This is a genomic window from Pseudoalteromonas rubra, assembly GCF_004212645.1.
Classification (GTDB): Bacteria; Pseudomonadota; Gammaproteobacteria; order Enterobacterales; family Alteromonadaceae; genus Pseudoalteromonas; species Pseudoalteromonas rubra_G.
In genome coordinates, this window is the sequence record NZ_PPUZ01000001.1 from 120,870 (window position 1) to 135,701 (window position 14,832).

General features: G+C 49.6%; 19 protein-coding genes. 8 read left to right on the forward strand and 11 right to left on the reverse strand.

What is annotated here, in order from left to right:
* Positions 1-11: 11 nt before the first annotated feature.
* Positions 12-1,001 (reverse strand): tetratricopeptide repeat protein, encoded by a 990-nt coding sequence (locus tag C3B51_RS00460; protein ID WP_165389093.1) that lies wholly within the window; start codon positions 999-1,001, stop codon positions 12-14.
* Positions 1,002-1,075: 74 nt separating this feature from the next.
* Positions 1,076-1,531, reverse strand: coding sequence for a DUF6326 family protein (locus C3B51_RS00465; protein ID WP_130243808.1), 456 nt, complete (start codon positions 1,529-1,531; stop codon positions 1,076-1,078).
* A gap of 199 nt (positions 1,532-1,730) precedes the next feature.
* On the opposite strand from C3B51_RS00465, the gene C3B51_RS00470 reads away from it, so the two are divergent.
* Entirely contained in the window at positions 1,731-2,894 is a 1,164-nt protein-coding gene (locus C3B51_RS00470) for a helix-turn-helix transcriptional regulator (protein WP_130243809.1), read from the forward strand.
* Between the two features lie 55 nt (positions 2,895-2,949).
* Here the strand turns inward: C3B51_RS00470 and C3B51_RS00475 are convergent, their stop codons facing one another.
* The 6 genes from C3B51_RS00475 to C3B51_RS00500 form a co-directional block, all read right to left on the reverse strand.
* The gene (locus tag C3B51_RS00475) at positions 2,950-3,288 is read right to left on the reverse strand and encodes a hypothetical protein (RefSeq protein WP_130243810.1); all 339 of its coding nucleotides are present in this window, start codon (positions 3,286-3,288) and stop codon (positions 2,950-2,952) included.
* Between the two features lie 142 nt (positions 3,289-3,430).
* On the reverse strand, positions 3,431-3,853 hold the full coding sequence (locus C3B51_RS00480) for a GNAT family N-acetyltransferase (protein ID WP_240701826.1): 423 nt from the start codon (positions 3,851-3,853) through the stop codon (positions 3,431-3,433).
* Positions 3,837-5,792, reverse strand: a complete 1,956-nt coding sequence (locus C3B51_RS00485; protein WP_130243811.1) for a methyl-accepting chemotaxis protein — start codon at positions 5,790-5,792, stop codon at positions 3,837-3,839. Before C3B51_RS00485 ends, C3B51_RS00480 begins: the two co-directional genes overlap by 17 nt.
* A gap of 215 nt (positions 5,793-6,007) precedes the next feature.
* Complete coding sequence (locus C3B51_RS00490; RefSeq protein ID WP_130243812.1) at positions 6,008-7,360, reverse strand: sigma-54-dependent transcriptional regulator; 1,353 nt, start codon at positions 7,358-7,360, stop codon at positions 6,008-6,010.
* Positions 7,360-7,899, reverse strand: coding sequence for a hypothetical protein (locus tag C3B51_RS00495; protein ID WP_125720374.1), 540 nt, complete (start codon positions 7,897-7,899; stop codon positions 7,360-7,362). Before C3B51_RS00495 ends, C3B51_RS00490 begins: the two co-directional genes overlap by 1 nt.
* Entirely contained in the window at positions 7,896-9,305 is a 1,410-nt protein-coding gene (locus C3B51_RS00500) for a sensor histidine kinase (RefSeq protein WP_130243813.1), read from the reverse strand. Before C3B51_RS00500 ends, C3B51_RS00495 begins: the two co-directional genes overlap by 4 nt.
* A 299-nt stretch (positions 9,306-9,604) precedes the next feature.
* On the opposite strand from C3B51_RS00500, the gene C3B51_RS00505 reads away from it, so the two are divergent.
* The 6 genes from C3B51_RS00505 to C3B51_RS00530 all read left to right on the forward strand — a co-directional run bounded on the left by C3B51_RS00505 (position 9,605) and on the right by C3B51_RS00530 (position 11,195).
* Positions 9,605-9,826, forward strand: coding sequence for an EF-hand domain-containing protein (locus tag C3B51_RS00505; RefSeq protein WP_125720370.1), 222 nt, complete (start codon positions 9,605-9,607; stop codon positions 9,824-9,826).
* 26 nt (positions 9,827-9,852) lie between these two features.
* Complete coding sequence (locus tag C3B51_RS00510) at positions 9,853-10,068, forward strand: EF-hand domain-containing protein (RefSeq protein ID WP_130243814.1); 216 nt, start codon at positions 9,853-9,855, stop codon at positions 10,066-10,068.
* A gap of 20 nt (positions 10,069-10,088) precedes the next feature.
* Positions 10,089-10,298 carry an EF-hand domain-containing protein gene (locus tag C3B51_RS00515; RefSeq protein ID WP_240479519.1) on the forward strand — a complete coding sequence of 70 codons (210 nt, stop codon included), beginning with the start codon at positions 10,089-10,091 and terminating at the stop codon, positions 10,296-10,298.
* A 95-nt stretch (positions 10,299-10,393) separates the two neighbouring features.
* Positions 10,394-10,597 carry an EF-hand domain-containing protein gene (locus C3B51_RS00520; protein ID WP_125720366.1) on the forward strand — a complete coding sequence of 68 codons (204 nt, stop codon included), beginning with the start codon at positions 10,394-10,396 and terminating at the stop codon, positions 10,595-10,597.
* 95 nt (positions 10,598-10,692) lie between these two features.
* Complete coding sequence (locus C3B51_RS00525; RefSeq protein WP_130243815.1) at positions 10,693-10,896, forward strand: EF-hand domain-containing protein; 204 nt, start codon at positions 10,693-10,695, stop codon at positions 10,894-10,896.
* Positions 10,897-10,991: 95 nt separating this feature from the next.
* The gene (locus C3B51_RS00530) at positions 10,992-11,195 is read left to right on the forward strand and encodes an EF-hand domain-containing protein (protein WP_130243816.1); all 204 of its coding nucleotides are present in this window, start codon (positions 10,992-10,994) and stop codon (positions 11,193-11,195) included.
* A gap of 109 nt (positions 11,196-11,304) precedes the next feature.
* Here the strand turns inward: C3B51_RS00530 and C3B51_RS00535 are convergent, their stop codons facing one another.
* Both C3B51_RS00535 and C3B51_RS00540 read right to left on the reverse strand, forming a co-directional pair.
* Positions 11,305-11,862, reverse strand: a complete 558-nt coding sequence (locus C3B51_RS00535; protein ID WP_130243817.1) for a GNAT family N-acetyltransferase — start codon at positions 11,860-11,862, stop codon at positions 11,305-11,307.
* A 22-nt stretch (positions 11,863-11,884) separates the two neighbouring features.
* Positions 11,885-13,051, reverse strand: coding sequence for an MFS transporter (locus C3B51_RS00540; protein WP_240701827.1), 1,167 nt, complete (start codon positions 13,049-13,051; stop codon positions 11,885-11,887).
* Positions 13,052-13,157: 106 nt separating this feature from the next.
* Here C3B51_RS00540 and C3B51_RS00545 point away from each other — a divergent pair, with 106 nt between their 5' ends.
* Positions 13,158-14,033, forward strand: a complete 876-nt coding sequence (locus C3B51_RS00545; RefSeq protein ID WP_130243818.1) for a LysR family transcriptional regulator — start codon at positions 13,158-13,160, stop codon at positions 14,031-14,033.
* 154 nt (positions 14,034-14,187) lie between these two features.
* Here the strand turns inward: C3B51_RS00545 and C3B51_RS00550 are convergent, their stop codons facing one another.
* Entirely contained in the window at positions 14,188-14,778 is a 591-nt protein-coding gene (locus C3B51_RS00550; protein WP_130243819.1) for a hypothetical protein, read from the reverse strand.
* Between the last annotated feature and the right edge of the window lie 54 nt (positions 14,779-14,832).

Here is a 14,832-nt window from a genome sequence, read left to right on the forward strand (position 1 = left end):
GGCAACATAGATCAGGTTCTGGCTAGTTTTTTCAGCGCAGAGCGGGCTTTTTTTTGTAGCTGGCTACTTAGCGTTTCGGTAATTACTTCGCCCAGTAATTGTTTTGCCATCGCGGTTTTGCTGCTGTCTATGGCTAACTCGGCTAGTCTGAACTTGACCTGGCTTTTGTCGGGTAAATCGTAATGATAGGTCGCCTCTTCCAGGTACTGGCGCAATGCCGCCTCACCTTCGTTGTGATACTTGCCTAATTCCTTGCAAAGCAGTCCGATAAGGGCCAGAGCCTGGTATCTGGCATTTTCTTGCTGCATGTGGGTTGTGTTCAGAGTTGCGGCTTTGCGCAATTCAATCAAGGCTTGTTCGTTTTGGTCGCGTTCGCGATATACCTGTCCCAGGGTATAAAAGAATCTCGGATCAGTGGCAAAGCTTTGCTGGCCGATGGTAATTAAGCGCGCGAACTCTTCGTTTTCATCTGACATACCAGCGAGGTGTAAGCGTGTCAGGAAGGCTTCAAACGGGGCGGTTTTTTCTAACTCTTTTATATGCGTAAGAGCAGCCAGCTTGTCGCCACCAAACAGGGCTGGGGCATTAATGTAGAATTTGATCAGCGCAGTGCGATACTCTGCATTATCCGGGGCCAGTTCCACGGCTTTGATAAACGAAGCTTTGAGCTTTTTAATATAACCAGAGACGCTGAAAATACTTGCCTGATCGGCGATTTTGGCGACTACTTCAACATGGGCAAAATAGAGCTCGGGGTTGTTGGGGTGCTCAGTGAGTGCCTTTTCTATGTGTTGCAGCGCGGCTTCGTCCTGATCTTTTTTTAGCGCAATGCGGGCCAGAAGCAGCGGCTTCTGATAGTCAGTGGTGTGTAGTTGGTTCAACAGCGTATGCGCCAGGCGCAGCTCCCCTTTTTCGAACGCGGCTAGACTGCGCTCCATGCTGGCAGAGGCTGTGGTGCTGTGAACAAGCAGTGCGAGGGCTATTAAAGAGGCGTTTTTCATGTGTCTGTTTCCTTCTGAGTATTTTAGAGTCGGCGTGTAACTTTTATTCCTGAGTGTGTTGGGCGTATTCTGAGCTAGCTTATGGGGCTTCCCTGAGGCACAGTGGCAGGCGTGCGCCATCGCATGGCGGTCCAGGCAATGGTCAACAGTAAGCTCAGCTGAATGGCGGCCAGAAACAGGTAAAACGGATCGGTTTCCACACCACTCAGTACAAACAGAAACGTCAATGGGGCAGCGACAAGATTACAGATGCGGTTTGGCCGGTAGCCGAGAAATCGAGACAATAAGATCATCATAATCGGCACTTCGATCAGCAAAGCCGAGATCAGCAGCAGTGGCTGAGATAACTTAACAGAGCCGGAATATCCACTCATCAGCGTGTCGATCACGCCGGGTGTAATAAAAGCCGAGACAAAGGCCAGAATATCGGCATAAATCATATTCAGCATGACCAGCAGCCACAGTGTGGCAAGTTTGCGGCGAATATGAGCATCCTGTGGTGTGTCAGCGGTTGTAATTGGGTTTGTCATACGTGGTTCCTTAAGTCATATTGGGGGTCCATGTAACGGTGTTTGCCCTGACTTTTCTGGGCTGCACTCAGACTAGCTGTGCTGAATGAAGGTGTCGTCCTGGCGTAAAGGCCCGGACAGTTTTGTGACAAAGAAAAAATTAAAAGTAAATAAAACAAATAACTAGGAATGGCTTTATATTGCGTGTCAGGGGAGAGAAGTGGCTGAACCTATTGTGATGGTGCTCACAGCAATGTTGCTTGGGCAAGTGGTAATGAGTGTTCCGGTGTTGCTGATAAATCGCGCAACGCGTGCATATCGATTGCCGCTGGCATTGTTTCTCATTGCCAGTGGTGTACTGGCACTCAATGCAATCGTGCCCGTTGCATTCCCCGACTGGTATCAGGTTTATACTGTGATTGGGTTTCCCATGCTGTTTGTACTGTGTCCTGCGTTGCGCTTGTACATTGAGGGGCTGACAGCACAGACACACTGGACCCTGAACAAAGCCACATTAAAGCAATTCGTTTTAATATGGCCTGCGCTGGCTGTGTCTTGCTTGATGGCTTTATTACCGATGCAACAGCACCGGGCGCTATTTGTCACAGATGAAGTGCCAGGCGGGCTATACGCTGTAGTACTGGCCGGTGCTATGCTGGTGCTGATGTGTTTGTGGTTGTTCGAGTGTGGGTTAACCCTGCTGGTGATAGCGAAGCGTCTGTTGGCTTTCAGAGCGGCACTAAAAGCACGTTACTCCAACCTTGACGACCCCAGAATATTTGCCGCAAAAAGGCTCGCTTTTATCGCCATATGTATCTGGGCGTTGGCACTTAGCTCCGCTTTCCTGTTCAGCCTGCTGGAGCACACCATACTAACGCTGGGCACCGATATGCTCATCGCACTGATACTGATCTGGAGCCTTACTTTTTTTGCCATGCAGCAAACCTCGCCATTACTTGCGCCTGAAGCGGGTTGTGCGGCGAACAAACAGGATGCGCCGGGCACTGAAGGTAGTGGCGGTAAATATCACAAATCAGCATTGGATGAGTCTCAGTCTGCCCGGATAGTCAATAAAATCACGCACGCCATGCAAGAGGAACAGCTCTATCTGGATGCTGATCTGACACTGCAAAAGCTTTCGCAAAAAAGCGGTGTTTCTCCTAACTACCTTTCTCAGGTGTTAAACGAAACACTGCAAATGAACTTTTTCGATTTTGTCAATCACTGGCGCATTGAGGCTTCGAAAGCGCGCCTGCTGGCCAGTCAAGACTCGGTGCTGCATATCGCACTTGAGGTTGGCTTTAATGCTCGCTCCTCATTTTATAAAGCGTTTAAGAAAGAAACGGGTCAGACGCCGGGGGAGTTCAGGGACAGAAATAGGTAGTGCCGCTCGGTTTAATGACAACAGCCCGGCAAAAAAGGGCTGTGTGACAAATATTCTAGTTGAATTTAATCTCGGTTAACGCAATTCTCTGTCGATTGTTCAAGCATTCCCCATTACCGTAAGCTACCCAGATCTGGACTTGTTTTCCCGCAGCACCCGCCGCTAACAACGAAGAGTAAATATGGTCATATGATTTGGCATTTCGGCTGATAGCAAAAGAGTCAGTTTCAGTACAACTGGTGTTTTTGTGCTGCACTGGAGTGGTCGTGTAAACGTATGTATAACCTGTTGCGTCACTAACCCGAAGAGACTTTACGGTATAAGTTCCGGCCAAAGGGTTGGCAAAACTTAATGACGTCATTAGCGTGAGGGCTAAAAGTAGTAACTTGTTCATAGTATTTCCATTGAAAACTGATCGGTTTAGCAGACGAAAACCCCTAAAGAGAATCGTCGCTAGGTGCATAAAATTAAGTGTGCGACAAACCCCTGTTGGGGAAATGTGCTGCGTGAAGGGTACACGAAAATGGATTTGAAAATCAGTAAAATTTACACATCCCCAGCCCCAGCGAATGGCCATCACGCAATGCGTAGCCGTAGCGCTGGTAGAAGGCCTCTTTGCCCTGTGCTGCCAGCAAGGCTGCGGTTGCACCGCTGTGGCAATGCGCCGATAAGTATTGTTCAATGCTATCCATGATCACATGGCCAAGACCACAACCCTGATGATCCCGATGCACGATGACGTCCTGGATGTAAAAGTACATTTGCCCATCGCCGATTACCCGGCCGCAGGCCACCAGTTGTTGCTCTTTACGACATTGCACCCAGTACAGTGAGGCCGCAATGCTGGCTGCGACTTGCTCAAGGGCCGGGTTTTGCCAGCCAACACTTTCGCGCAGCGCACTGAACTCAGTGGCTGCGGGTGGTGACTGTAAAATCTCCAGCTCAGTCGTCAACGTCAAACCTGTCTACCAGTTGGTCAAGGTTATTGGCCAGTTCAACCAATTGGGTTGCGCCGGCATGCAACGCATCGGCAGAATCCCCTACTTGCTGCACCGACTGGCTGACGCCCTGAATACGAGACTGGGTTTCTTCGGCGGCTTCGCCCTGAGCGTTTGCCTGGCGGGAAATGTCAGCAATGATGTTTTTCACACGAGAGACCGAGCTGGCGATGTCGTCGAATGCCTGATGTGCCAGCTCCGACTGCTCAATGGCCTGTTTGGATTCATCGACGCTGGCGGTCATGCGCTCAGACACACTGCGAGTCTGCTCTATCAGTTTTGTCAGTACCTGTTCAATGTCCTGAGTTGCATCATGAGAGCGCTGTGCCAGTGTTCGCACTTCGTCTGCCACCACGGCGAAACCGCGACCTTGTTCACCGGCGCGGGCGGCCTCTATGGCAGCGTTCAGCGCCAGCAGGTTGGTTTGCTCGGCAATGGTGCGGATCACTTCCAGAATATTGGTGATGTTATTACTTTCGTTTTCGAGCTTGCTCATAGCGGTTGCTGAGTCGCCCAAAGAGTCGTTGAGCTTGGCAACCTGCGTCACCGTGCTTTGGATCATCTTATTGCCGGTCTCAGTGTGCTGCTCTGTGGTGGATATTTCATTGAGCGCATCGCCACAGTTGTCACTTACTGTTATGGCCATGCTGGCCATCGACTGCGTGGTATCTGTGGCGGTTTGCGAGGTTTTTTCCTGATGGCGGCATTGGTTGCGGATATCATTGATCCGTGACTGCGAATTATGGGCTTCACTGTTGAGTGTGCGTGCATTGCCCTGAATGTCTTTGACCAGCGCATTAATCGAATTTAAAAATTGATTAAACCAGGTGGCCAGTTCACTGATCTCGTCATTGCCAATCACCTGTAGCCGCTTTGATAAGTTGCCCTCACCCTGGGCAATTTCTTTAAGGCCGTCCGAGACCATTTCAATGGGGTAGACAATTTTGTTGGCCAGCACAATAGCAATCACCACAAACAGCGCCAGCATTATCACTGCGATAATACTGATGCTGTAAGTCATGTTGTAAGACGAAGTGAGGATCTCGTCTTCTTCAATAATGGCAATAAAGGTCCAGCCGAGTTCTTCAGAGCGATAAAACTTGGCGTTGAACATTTTGTCCTGGTGCTCCAGCGTAATAAAAGGCGCATTCCCCGCGTTGCGGATTGCTTTATATCGGGCGTCGCTCAGGTCGCGGATATTTTTAAAGTTGTTTTCGGCATTTTTGGGATCGGCCAGTACGGTGCCCTGATTGTCGAGCAGCAATAAATAGCCGGTGTTGCCCAGTTTGATGTTGCTGACAATGTCGGTGAGGGTCGATAAGGTCACATCTAACGATTGGACCCCGAGCATATCGCCGTTTTTCAGGATCCCGGTGGCCACAGAGACCATGGCTTGCCCGGTAACGCCCTGATAAGGCTCGGTGACCACTACTTCAGATGGATTGGCGCTCACCTGCTGATACCAGGGTCGCTTGCGGGGGTCGTAGTTGCCAAGCGGCTCGGCCGGATACTGGATAAAGCCGCCGTCGCGGGTGCCTAGATACACAAACAACAGCTCCGGATGGGTTTTGCCAAAGGTAGTGTACAGATCAAAAATGGCGGCCTCTGCTGCCCCGGAGGCTTCTGGCGTCATCATTTTCTCGGCGCCAAAATAAGTGGTGGTGTCTTTGCCCACGGATTGCACGGTTTTACTTTGTGCTAAGAAGCGGGTATTGCTTTTCATCTGGTCAAAAAAGATGATAAAGGCGTTTTCTATTTGTCGGATCTCGTTGACCGATGTTTCTAAGAATCGGTCCAGTGACTCTTGTTTGGTGCGCGAGATACTCATGATGGATATGGCAAGAATTGGAATGATAACGGTCATTACAAAGCTTAAAATCAGCTTTTTACGCATTCTCATGGGCAACCACCTCGGTTTTTATTGTAATAATAGTGTAGTTGTGAACGGAGCAATTTGCCCCGAATTAGCCCAATTTATGGGCTTTGAATTAATATTACAAACTTCTGTGGGTTGAACAAGGCGTGCTGCAATAAAAGTGACAGGGGCAGACTGTAGTTGGGTGATGCAGGACCCTAAAAAGCGGGGCCTGCATGATGAGTTGGCTCGGCGGGTGGCTATTGTATATCGTGTTTTTTCATCAGCTTATAAAAGTCGGAGCGGTTTCGTTGTGCCAGCTTAGCGGCTTGCGGCACATTGTTCTGACATAACGCCAGTACTTTCAGTATGTAATCTCGCTCAAACTGGCGCTTGGCATCATTAAGCCCGATAAACGCCTGACGGTCGTCCTGCGCCGGCAAGGCATTGAGTACACTGTCCTCAGAAATATGGCTGCCTGGCGTCATTGCCACGCAGTACTCAATCACATTGTGTAACTGGCGGATATTGCCGGGCCAGGCATAGCTTAGCAGGGCGGTCATGGCATCCGGGGAGAGCCGTTTGGGTGTTTTACTTAACTGATTTAAAAACAGGCTCGCCAGCAAAGGAATGTCTTCAACACGCTCTTTGAGTGAGGGCAAAGATAACTGCACAACGTTAAGCCGATAATAAAGGTCTTCTCTGAATTTACCTTCGCTGACCGCCTGCGCAATGTTTTTGTGGCTGGCCGAGAGAATACGCACGTTCACGGTTTGCTCCTGATGCCCGCCAATCGGGCGGACGGTTTTTTCCTGCAAGACACGCAACAGTTTGACCTGTAAATCGAGCGGCATATCACCGATTTCATCCAGCAGCAGTGTGCCCTGATCGGCGCTCTGAATGAGTCCCTGTTTATCTGCAATGGCGCCGGTAAACGCGCCTTTTTTATGACCAAATAATTCGGATTCCAGCAAGTGTGCGGGCAGGGCACCACAGTTTATGGCGATAAATGGCCCCTGGGCATGGCTACTTGCCCGGTGAATAGCCCGCGCGGTAACTTCTTTACCGGTGCCGCTTTCGCCCTGGATCAAAATATTGGCCTGACTGGGGGCGATGGCTTTAATTTGTTGCACCAGCTGGCGCATGCTCGCGCTCTGGTGATACAAACCATGAAAATTATCCGGCTCAGGGGCGTGTGACGTACTTTGCTCCGGGAGCGCCTTGTTAATTGCGGCCAGCAGCTCGTCACTGTCGATAGGCTTAGTGATAAATGCCGTGATCCCCTGCTGAATGGCATCTACCGCATCGGGGATTGAGCCGTGCGCGGTCATCATGATCACCGGCAGACCCGGATAGCTGGCCTGTAACTTTTGATTCAGGGCCAGGCCGTCCATGTTATCCATGCGTAAATCGGTCAGCACCAAATCGATAGCGGTGTTTGCCAGTTGTCGCAATGCTGCATGCCCACTGCTGGCCAGCGTTACCCGAAAGCCATGACTTTCCAGCCGCATTGCCAGCAACTCGCTCAGGGCGGGGTCGTCGTCTACCAGCAAAACAGAAGTGCCGTGCGTTGCAGACTGAGGATCTGTGGTCTCGATTTCTGTGTAAGACATTATTGCTGCTCCTTGGGTGTCTGAGGGGGCTCATTCAGGGGCACATCCTGAAGCCTTTGTTGCTCTATGTCGGCAAGCTCCTGCTTGAGGGTCATCAGGGCCTGATTGGTTTGGCTCAGCTGTGATTGGATCTGGCTCAGTTTGGCATTGCTGCGATGCAGGCGGATTTTTTGCCCCCGTAGCACCTGAGTGTGTTGCTTCAGGGTGTTAAACCACAGCTGATAGTGCTCCGGCCAGGGCTGACTTTGCTCAAGCGCGGTGATCAGCTGTAATTGTCTGGTGGTCGACACTGTATTGCAGTAGTCGTGCATAAAGGTTTCAATGGCAGCCTGACCGATATAGCGCGCCGATTGGTTATGCTGTGGCGGCAAACCCTGCTGGCAAACCTGTAAATAACGTTCAAGCAGAACATTCAGTGACGCATAGTCCGGGCTCACAGTTTTGCTTGGTCCGATAAAGCTGGTGTTGTGTGTATTGGAACTGAGCTGACAGCCACTCAGAGCGATAACGAGCACTAAGCTCAAAAACGGGATCCTCATTTGCTTTTTCCTTGTTTTGGCAAAGTTATACTAAATTCGCAGCCCGGGTGGGTATTTTGCCACCCTAACTGGCCGCCAAACTGCGTCACACACTCCTCAACTATGGCCAGTCCCAGTCCGCTGCCTGCAATCTGGTTACGCTGTTTACCTCGCACAAAGGGTTTAAACAGGTGTTTGGCTTCTTGTGGGTCGAGCCCGGGACCATCGTCCCGGACACTGACTTGCCAGTGGGCAGGTGTGTCTGTGATGTCTATGCTGATGTGGCTCTGGGTATATTGAATGGCATTGCCAAGCAGGTGTGTTAGCGCCAGTTTGACTGGCATTTCGGGTAAGTGGCTGAGCGCGGAGTCAAAGCGCCAGTCAATCCGAATACCTGCGCTATGCAGTCGTTGTGCAAAGTGCTCCTCAAGCTGCTCTTTGATTGCCTGGGCGCTACAGCGCGCCTGTTGATTATGCGGATGGCTGGCAGCGCTAAATGTGAGTAGATCTTCAATCAGCTTAGTGAGTTTGGTCACTGAGGTGCTCAGAATGCCGGTTACGCGCTGCTGCTTGTCGTTCAGCTGGCCCAAATGCGGTGTTTTCAGTAACTCGGTGCCTTCTTTGATAGAGGCCAGCGGGGTTTTTAGTTCGTGCGAAACATGGCGCAAAAAGGTTTCTTTTTGCTGTTTACTGGCGGCCAGCTCATTGCGTAACTGCTCGAGTCGCTCACCCAGCTGAGTAAACTCATGACTGCCGGACAGTCGAATGGGCGTGGCAAACTGACCGGCACCCACGACCTCAATGGCCTGCTCCAGCTGAAACAACTGGCGGGAGATCCGTTTAATCAGCCAGATACTGAGTCCAATTAAGATGGGTAACAACAGGCTCAGCCCGATTAAAAAGCGTTGCCGGATCTTACTTTGTTGCGCCAGCGCTTCGTTGAGCGTGTTATCGAGGGCCTGCTGGAGCGATTGTGACTCTTGGGCAAGAACATTGACCATGGCTGATAAGGTTTTACTGTCCGGTGCCTGAGACTGTGACAGGGGCTGTTGCCAATTTGCAACGGCTGCGCTTTTTTCGAGCTTTATCAGTAGTGTTTTGAGCGATTTTTTACGCTTTTGCCAGTTTTCGTTGATACTTTTTTGTAATTTTTCGCTTTGTAGCAGCTGATTGTTCAGCTGGGCCTTTTCGAGCGCCTGTAGCGCGTTTCTCAGCTCATTAAACTCTGATGTAACCATCTGATTATTAGAATAAATATCCTGTACTACTCGCTGCTGATAGGCAACCGATTGAATAAACCACAGGGTGAGCAGTAACAGGGGCACCAGGGCCAGTAGCAGCGCCATCAGTGCCTGTTTCCACAACGCCTGAGAAAAAAATTGTTTGAGCGGCTCACGGGCGCGCTGTTCTGAGCTGGCATGCTGCATAAAGTATCGGGCTTTTTAGTGCGTTTTCGGTCCGCTGTTGCTAAATAGCAACAGGTGTAAGTTATTGATTTTTAAAGCTGAGCCAAAAACGCAGGTTAAACAGTGTTGCCATTTAGCAACAAATCACCTTAATCCCACCTGAACTTTTTTACCCGCTTTTTATTAACTCATTGAAAATAAATAACTAAATAAAGCTGGCATCAAAGTTGGAATAGTCTTGTCAAACGCAGCCAACAAACCCCAGACGGTTTCGCGGCAGCAGCATTAACAGCAAATACGAAAAACAGAAGGAAAGTAACATGAAAACATCTATGACAATGATTGCGGCTTTGGGTCTGACTATGCTGGCAACCAGTGCGATTGCAGGCGGTGACTTCGAGAAGTATGACACAGATGGTGATGGCACTATCAGTCTGAGTGAATCAAAAGCAAATCCCAGATTGATGGGCCAGTTCAAAGACCTGGATAGCAATGGCGATGGTCTGCTGAGCAAAAGCGAATTTTCTGGCTTCAATAGCTAAACACCGCCCCGACAGGAGGATTTATTATGCAACTAAAACATGTATTTATACTAACAATCGGAATGTTTACCAGTGCACTGGTACTTGCCTCTGAGGTGGATTTTGCACTACTGGATGCCAACAATGATGGCCTGGTCAGTATGTCAGAAGCGAAACAGGTCCCTGCGGTAGCAGAAGCATTCAGACGCCTGGACAGAAATCGCGACGGTGCGCTGAGCGCCAAAGAATTTAGTCACTTTTAAGCCAATTTAGTGAGGAAATAATGATGAACAAACTCATGTTAAGCACAGTATTGATGGTGGCCAGCCTGGGCGCACATGCCGCGAGCAGCTCATTCTCTTCCTTCGATACCGACGGTGACGGGTTTATTTCAAAGTCTGAAGCTGCAGGCTCAGAAACCCTGACGGTTATTTTCGACAAGCTAGACAGCAATGGTGACGGCAAGCTGTCCGAGCAGGAATTTCGCCAGTAGCTGAATGAACGAGATAAACCAAGTGGCGCCATTGTCGCGCCACTTACCTCAAGGTTAGATAAAACAGATTAAAATCTTACGCTAAGGAGCTAAGTATGAATAAGTTAATGATCACAGCAGTTCTAATGATGGCCAGCCTGGGTGCACACGCAGCTAGCACGTTTTCATCGTTCGATAAAAATGACGATGGTTTTATCAGCAAATCAGAAGCGGCGGTTTCAAGTCAGCTAAGCAAAGACTTCGGCAAGCTGGACAGCAATGGCGACGGTAAGTTATCGGAGCAAGAATTCGGACAGTAACTGGAAAGTAAATCAGACACTTGAGCGCGGTCTTTGCGCTTACTCTCTCAGTTTAAAACTCGAAGTAATTAAAATCTTACGCTAAGGAGCTAAGTATGAACAAACTAATTATGACAGCAGTAGTTATGATGGTCAGCCTGGGTGCACACGCAGCAAGCACGTTTTCATCGTTCGATAAAAATGACGATGGTTTTATCAGCAAATCAGAAGCGGCGGTTTCAAGTCAGCTAAGTAAAGACTTCGGTAAGCTGGACAGCAATGGCGACGGTAAGTTATCGGAGCAAGAATTCGGTCAGTAATTGATAAGTAAGTCAGTCACTTGAGCGCGACTTTCGCGCTTACTCTCTCAGTTTAAAACTCGAAGTAATTAAAATCTTACGCTAAGGAGCTAAGTATGAATAAGTTAATGATCACAGCAGTAGTTATGATGGTCAGCCTGGGCGCACACGCAGCAAGCACGTTTTCATCGTTCGATAAAAATGACGATGGTTTTATCAGCAAATCAGAAGCGGCAGTATCGACTGAACTGAGCTCAGATTTCGATAAACTGGACAGCAATGGCGACGGCAAGCTATCTAAGCAGGAATTTCGCCTGTAACTGGCTGATATAACTCAGGCACACTCTCCCAATTTTGTATTTTTACGCAACAGTCTTCATGGGTCCTTCCATGAACCAAGGCACCTGATAAGGGTGCCTTTTTCGATTCTTAAGCCGTTGCAGCCATACTATGTTCACTACGCAACAGGCCGTACATATAGCCATCATAATAGCCATGGCTGAATTTGAAGTGCTGGCGTAAATGCGCCTCTTGCTGCATCCCCAGCTTTTGCATCAGTCGCCACGAAGCCTGATTTTCAACCGCGCAAAATGCACAGATCTTATTGAGTCCAAACTGCGCAAAGGCAGCCTCTATCAGGCCGTTTGCAGCCTCAAACGCATAGCCCTGGCCGATATATTTTTCATTCAGGCGATAACCGATCTCTGCCGTTTTGGTATTGTGGCTCAAAAACTTATACATGAGTTCACCGATCAGCACATTGTCTTCTCGTCTGATTACAGCCAGCAGCAGTCGTTCATGCTCCTCGGCCTGCCAGGGGGCCCTTGCCTGATCAATGCGGGCCTGGGCATCTTCTAATGTAGCCGGTTCGCCAATATATTTGGATGTCTTGGGGTTGCGTCTGCTTTCGTAAATGGCGTGCAGATCACCTTGCTGCAATGGCCGAATGGTAAGGCGGGCGGTGTTAAAATGGAGTTTTTCGAACATGAATGATCCCAAAAAGTCTACGTTAAGTGTGTTCAAAGTGTGGCCGCTGAATGCGGATAGTACGCCAGCTTAATAACAACAGCGCGGCGCATACGGCTATCAACAGTGAGAGAGTTTGTGTGTTGTCTGGCAGCCACAGATTAACCAGCCAGGCAATCACAGAAAAAATCAGTAGTTCGATCGCACCAACCAGGGCGTTTGCGATGCCCGCCTGAGTGGGATGAAGCAGGCCAATCAGGTGCATATAGCTTGGAAAATAGCCGCCAAATACCAGCATGATGGCGGCATACGCCAGCAACAAAGCCTGGGCGTGGTCGCTGGCCAGCAGAAAAGTCAGTGCGCTTATAAGTAATACCGGCCACAGCCACAGGACAATTTTCATGTAGCTGACATGACGCTGCAAAACCTTAGCAAACACCGCGCCCAGCAACAGGCCCAGCATGGGCAGCATCATCGCCTGCCCGGTCTGGCTGGTGGTGAAGCCAAAACGCTCTTGCAGTAAAAACGGCAAGTGCAGTTGAAGCGTTAAATACAAAAAGGTTGGCACCCATTTGAAGCTGGCCAGAGATAGAAAAACCTGGCATCTGGCCATATTCTGATAGTGCCTGATGAGGCTCATTGGGTTAATCGCAATGGGCTGAGGTGCGCGGGTCTTGAGCAGGCTCAGCCCAAATAATGTGATAAACAAATAGTAAGTGATGAGCACCAGTGATAATCCCTGCCAGCCAAACCAGCTGCTAAGCATGCCACCGAGCAGCGGCGCAATAATGGCAGTGACACTGGCTGAGATAGCCACCGTTGCCATGGCACTTTTTAGTTTGGCGCCAGACAGTCGTTGAGCCAGTAAGGTGCGACTAATTAACACCGGTGACGCAGAGCCTGCGCCTTGTAATATTCGACCAATTAAAAAGGTGCCGCTGTCTGGTGCCACCGCGCATAACAAGGTGCCGATCAGCAGGATGATTTGCCCGGCAATAAACAAAGGCCGATCACCATATTTGTCGCGCAGCGGGCCGACAATCAGTTGCGCCGCGCCCAGGGTAATGAAATAGCTGATGATCATTGCCTGACTCTGGCCATTGGACAGCATCAGGCTGTCTGCGATATCAGGCAAAACAGGCATATATACCTGGCTGACCAGCTGAGAGCAGGACATCAGTAAAACAGCAAGCATAGTAAACAAGTACACAGGCACTCCGGGCGCAGAGGATTTGACCCGGGCACTATACGCCGCTTTCCTTGTCCTAAAAATAAGGTAATAATTAAAATACTATTTCCTTATAGGAATTAATTAAATGGATTGGTTAACGGCAACACGCAGTTTTTGTGTTCTGGCGGAGCTGGGCAGCTTCACCAAGGCGGCAGAGCATCAGGGGATTTCGGCATCTGCCATGAGCAAACGAATTGACTGGCTGGAGCGGCATCTTGGACAAAGCTTATTTATTCGCACCACCCGGCAGGTCAATCTGACCGAGCAAGGGCTGCACTTTTTCCCTCGCGCAAGAGACTGGCTGGCACAGTTTGAAGCCCTGGTCGAAACCGCACAATCTGAGCAGTCTGAGTTACAGGGGAGCCTGAAAATTGCTGCCACGCAAGCGGTGGGCAGCAGTGTGCTGATGCCAAAAATAGAGCAGTTTTTAGCGCACCACCCGCAGATCACCATTCATCTGAACGTACTGGCACCGGGCGAGCCACCGGATCTGCAACACGATGTGGTGATCACCCGTTATAACGAGTCGTTCGATTCGGTCTCGCACAAAGGCACCCGGTTGTTTGATTATCAAATGCAATTATTTGGCGCGCCCGAATACCTGGCCCGTTGCGATGAGATAACCTGCGTTGAGGACCTGGCTGCGCATAAAATGTTGCTGAGCAGCTATTATCACAAAGTTGGTGGCGTGGTGCTCGAAGATGGTCGGCTTTTTGAGTTTACCAACTATAATTTTGTGACCGATCATCTGGATGCCATTTTAAAAGCGGCGGTGCAGGGGATTGGCCTGTTGTTTATCGCGCCCAGTTATATTGAACGGGAATTAAGCTCAGGCGCACTGGTGCCGATTTTGCCGGATATTCGCTCCGAGGTTAAACAGCTCTGGGCTTATTACCCCAAGGCGAGCTACACCCCCCGCAAAACCCGGTTGTTTATCGAGCACCTAAAAACGACGTTGTAGCAGGGAGATTTTCTGGCTTTAAAAAGCCCCTGCTGCGTCATCCCGGCCAACGAGCCGGGAACTACTTACATTCAGCGCAATTGGCTGTGGTGGTATTGGTGTGGCAGTTTCACCGGGTACGCGATGACCGGCGACATAACGCCGGCCGAGCGAGTTAAAACCGGTAAGTCAGGCCCGCATTCAGCTGGAACTGATTAAGTACATCGCCGTCGAAATGCCAGGCACAGACATCCTCGTCACTACCATCACAACGTACTTTAGACGAGTTTTTGATAGAAGACGCAATCCAGCGTATCTCAGTTTGCGCGCTAAATCCGGCGCCCAAATCATATTTCAGGCCGCCATAAAAGCCCGCAGCAAAAAAGTGATCCGGCTCTTCAAAGTTAGGGGTTACTTTATTCACACCGATTTGGGCACCGATGTAGCTATAGAGATTGTCGGTGATTTCTACATCTATGGCGCTTTGAAACATCAGATATTCCATATCCACTTTCTGGATTGGCGCATCTTCAAATTCAGTTTCGAGCATGCTGTAAAACAAGCCATAGCGTTTATTATCTAAATAGCGATCAAAGCTGACCCCAAAGTGGTTTTCGTCGGCCAGGTCAACCACTGCTTTTTGACTGGTATGCAATTCCTGATTGCTGCTTTTACCACCATATAAAGTGACACCAAAGCCGTTATCGGCCAGAGCAGAGCCTGAAAACAGCCCTAAACCAAGTGCTAACCACACATAGCTGCGCATAATAAATCCTTGTTATCTCGTGTGTTGTCGGATGAGTTTAATTGCCAAGAAAGT

Excerpts from the sequence above, each read along its gene's own strand:
- C3B51_RS00460 (WP_165389093.1), bottom strand. The coding sequence starts at position 1,001 with ATGAAAAACGCCTCTTTAATAGCCCTCGCACTGCTTGTTCACAGCACC.
- C3B51_RS00465 (WP_130243808.1), bottom strand. The coding sequence starts at position 1,531 with ATGACAAACCCAATTACAACCGCTGACACACCACAGGATGCTCATATT.
- C3B51_RS00475 (WP_130243810.1), bottom strand. The coding sequence starts at position 3,288 with ATGAACAAGTTACTACTTTTAGCCCTCACGCTAATGACGTCATTAAGT.
- C3B51_RS00485 (WP_130243811.1), bottom strand. The coding sequence starts at position 5,792 with ATGAGAATGCGTAAAAAGCTGATTTTAAGCTTTGTAATGACCGTTATC.
- C3B51_RS00490 (WP_130243812.1), bottom strand. The coding sequence starts at position 7,360 with ATGTCTTACACAGAAATCGAGACCACAGATCCTCAGTCTGCAACGCAC.
- C3B51_RS00495 (WP_125720374.1), bottom strand. The coding sequence starts at position 7,899 with ATGAGGATCCCGTTTTTGAGCTTAGTGCTCGTTATCGCTCTGAGTGGC.
- C3B51_RS00500 (WP_130243813.1), bottom strand. The coding sequence starts at position 9,305 with ATGCAGCATGCCAGCTCAGAACAGCGCGCCCGTGAGCCGCTCAAACAA.
- C3B51_RS00505 (WP_125720370.1), top strand. The coding sequence starts at position 9,605 with ATGAAAACATCTATGACAATGATTGCGGCTTTGGGTCTGACTATGCTG.
- C3B51_RS00510 (WP_130243814.1), top strand. The coding sequence starts at position 9,853 with ATGCAACTAAAACATGTATTTATACTAACAATCGGAATGTTTACCAGT.
- C3B51_RS00515 (WP_240479519.1), top strand. The coding sequence starts at position 10,089 with ATGATGAACAAACTCATGTTAAGCACAGTATTGATGGTGGCCAGCCTG.
- C3B51_RS00520 (WP_125720366.1), top strand. The coding sequence starts at position 10,394 with ATGAATAAGTTAATGATCACAGCAGTTCTAATGATGGCCAGCCTGGGT.
- C3B51_RS00525 (WP_130243815.1), top strand. The coding sequence starts at position 10,693 with ATGAACAAACTAATTATGACAGCAGTAGTTATGATGGTCAGCCTGGGT.
- C3B51_RS00530 (WP_130243816.1), top strand. The coding sequence starts at position 10,992 with ATGAATAAGTTAATGATCACAGCAGTAGTTATGATGGTCAGCCTGGGC.
- C3B51_RS00535 (WP_130243817.1), bottom strand. The coding sequence starts at position 11,862 with ATGTTCGAAAAACTCCATTTTAACACCGCCCGCCTTACCATTCGGCCA.
- C3B51_RS00545 (WP_130243818.1), top strand. The coding sequence starts at position 13,158 with ATGGATTGGTTAACGGCAACACGCAGTTTTTGTGTTCTGGCGGAGCTG.
- C3B51_RS00550 (WP_130243819.1), bottom strand. The coding sequence starts at position 14,778 with ATGCGCAGCTATGTGTGGTTAGCACTTGGTTTAGGGCTGTTTTCAGGC.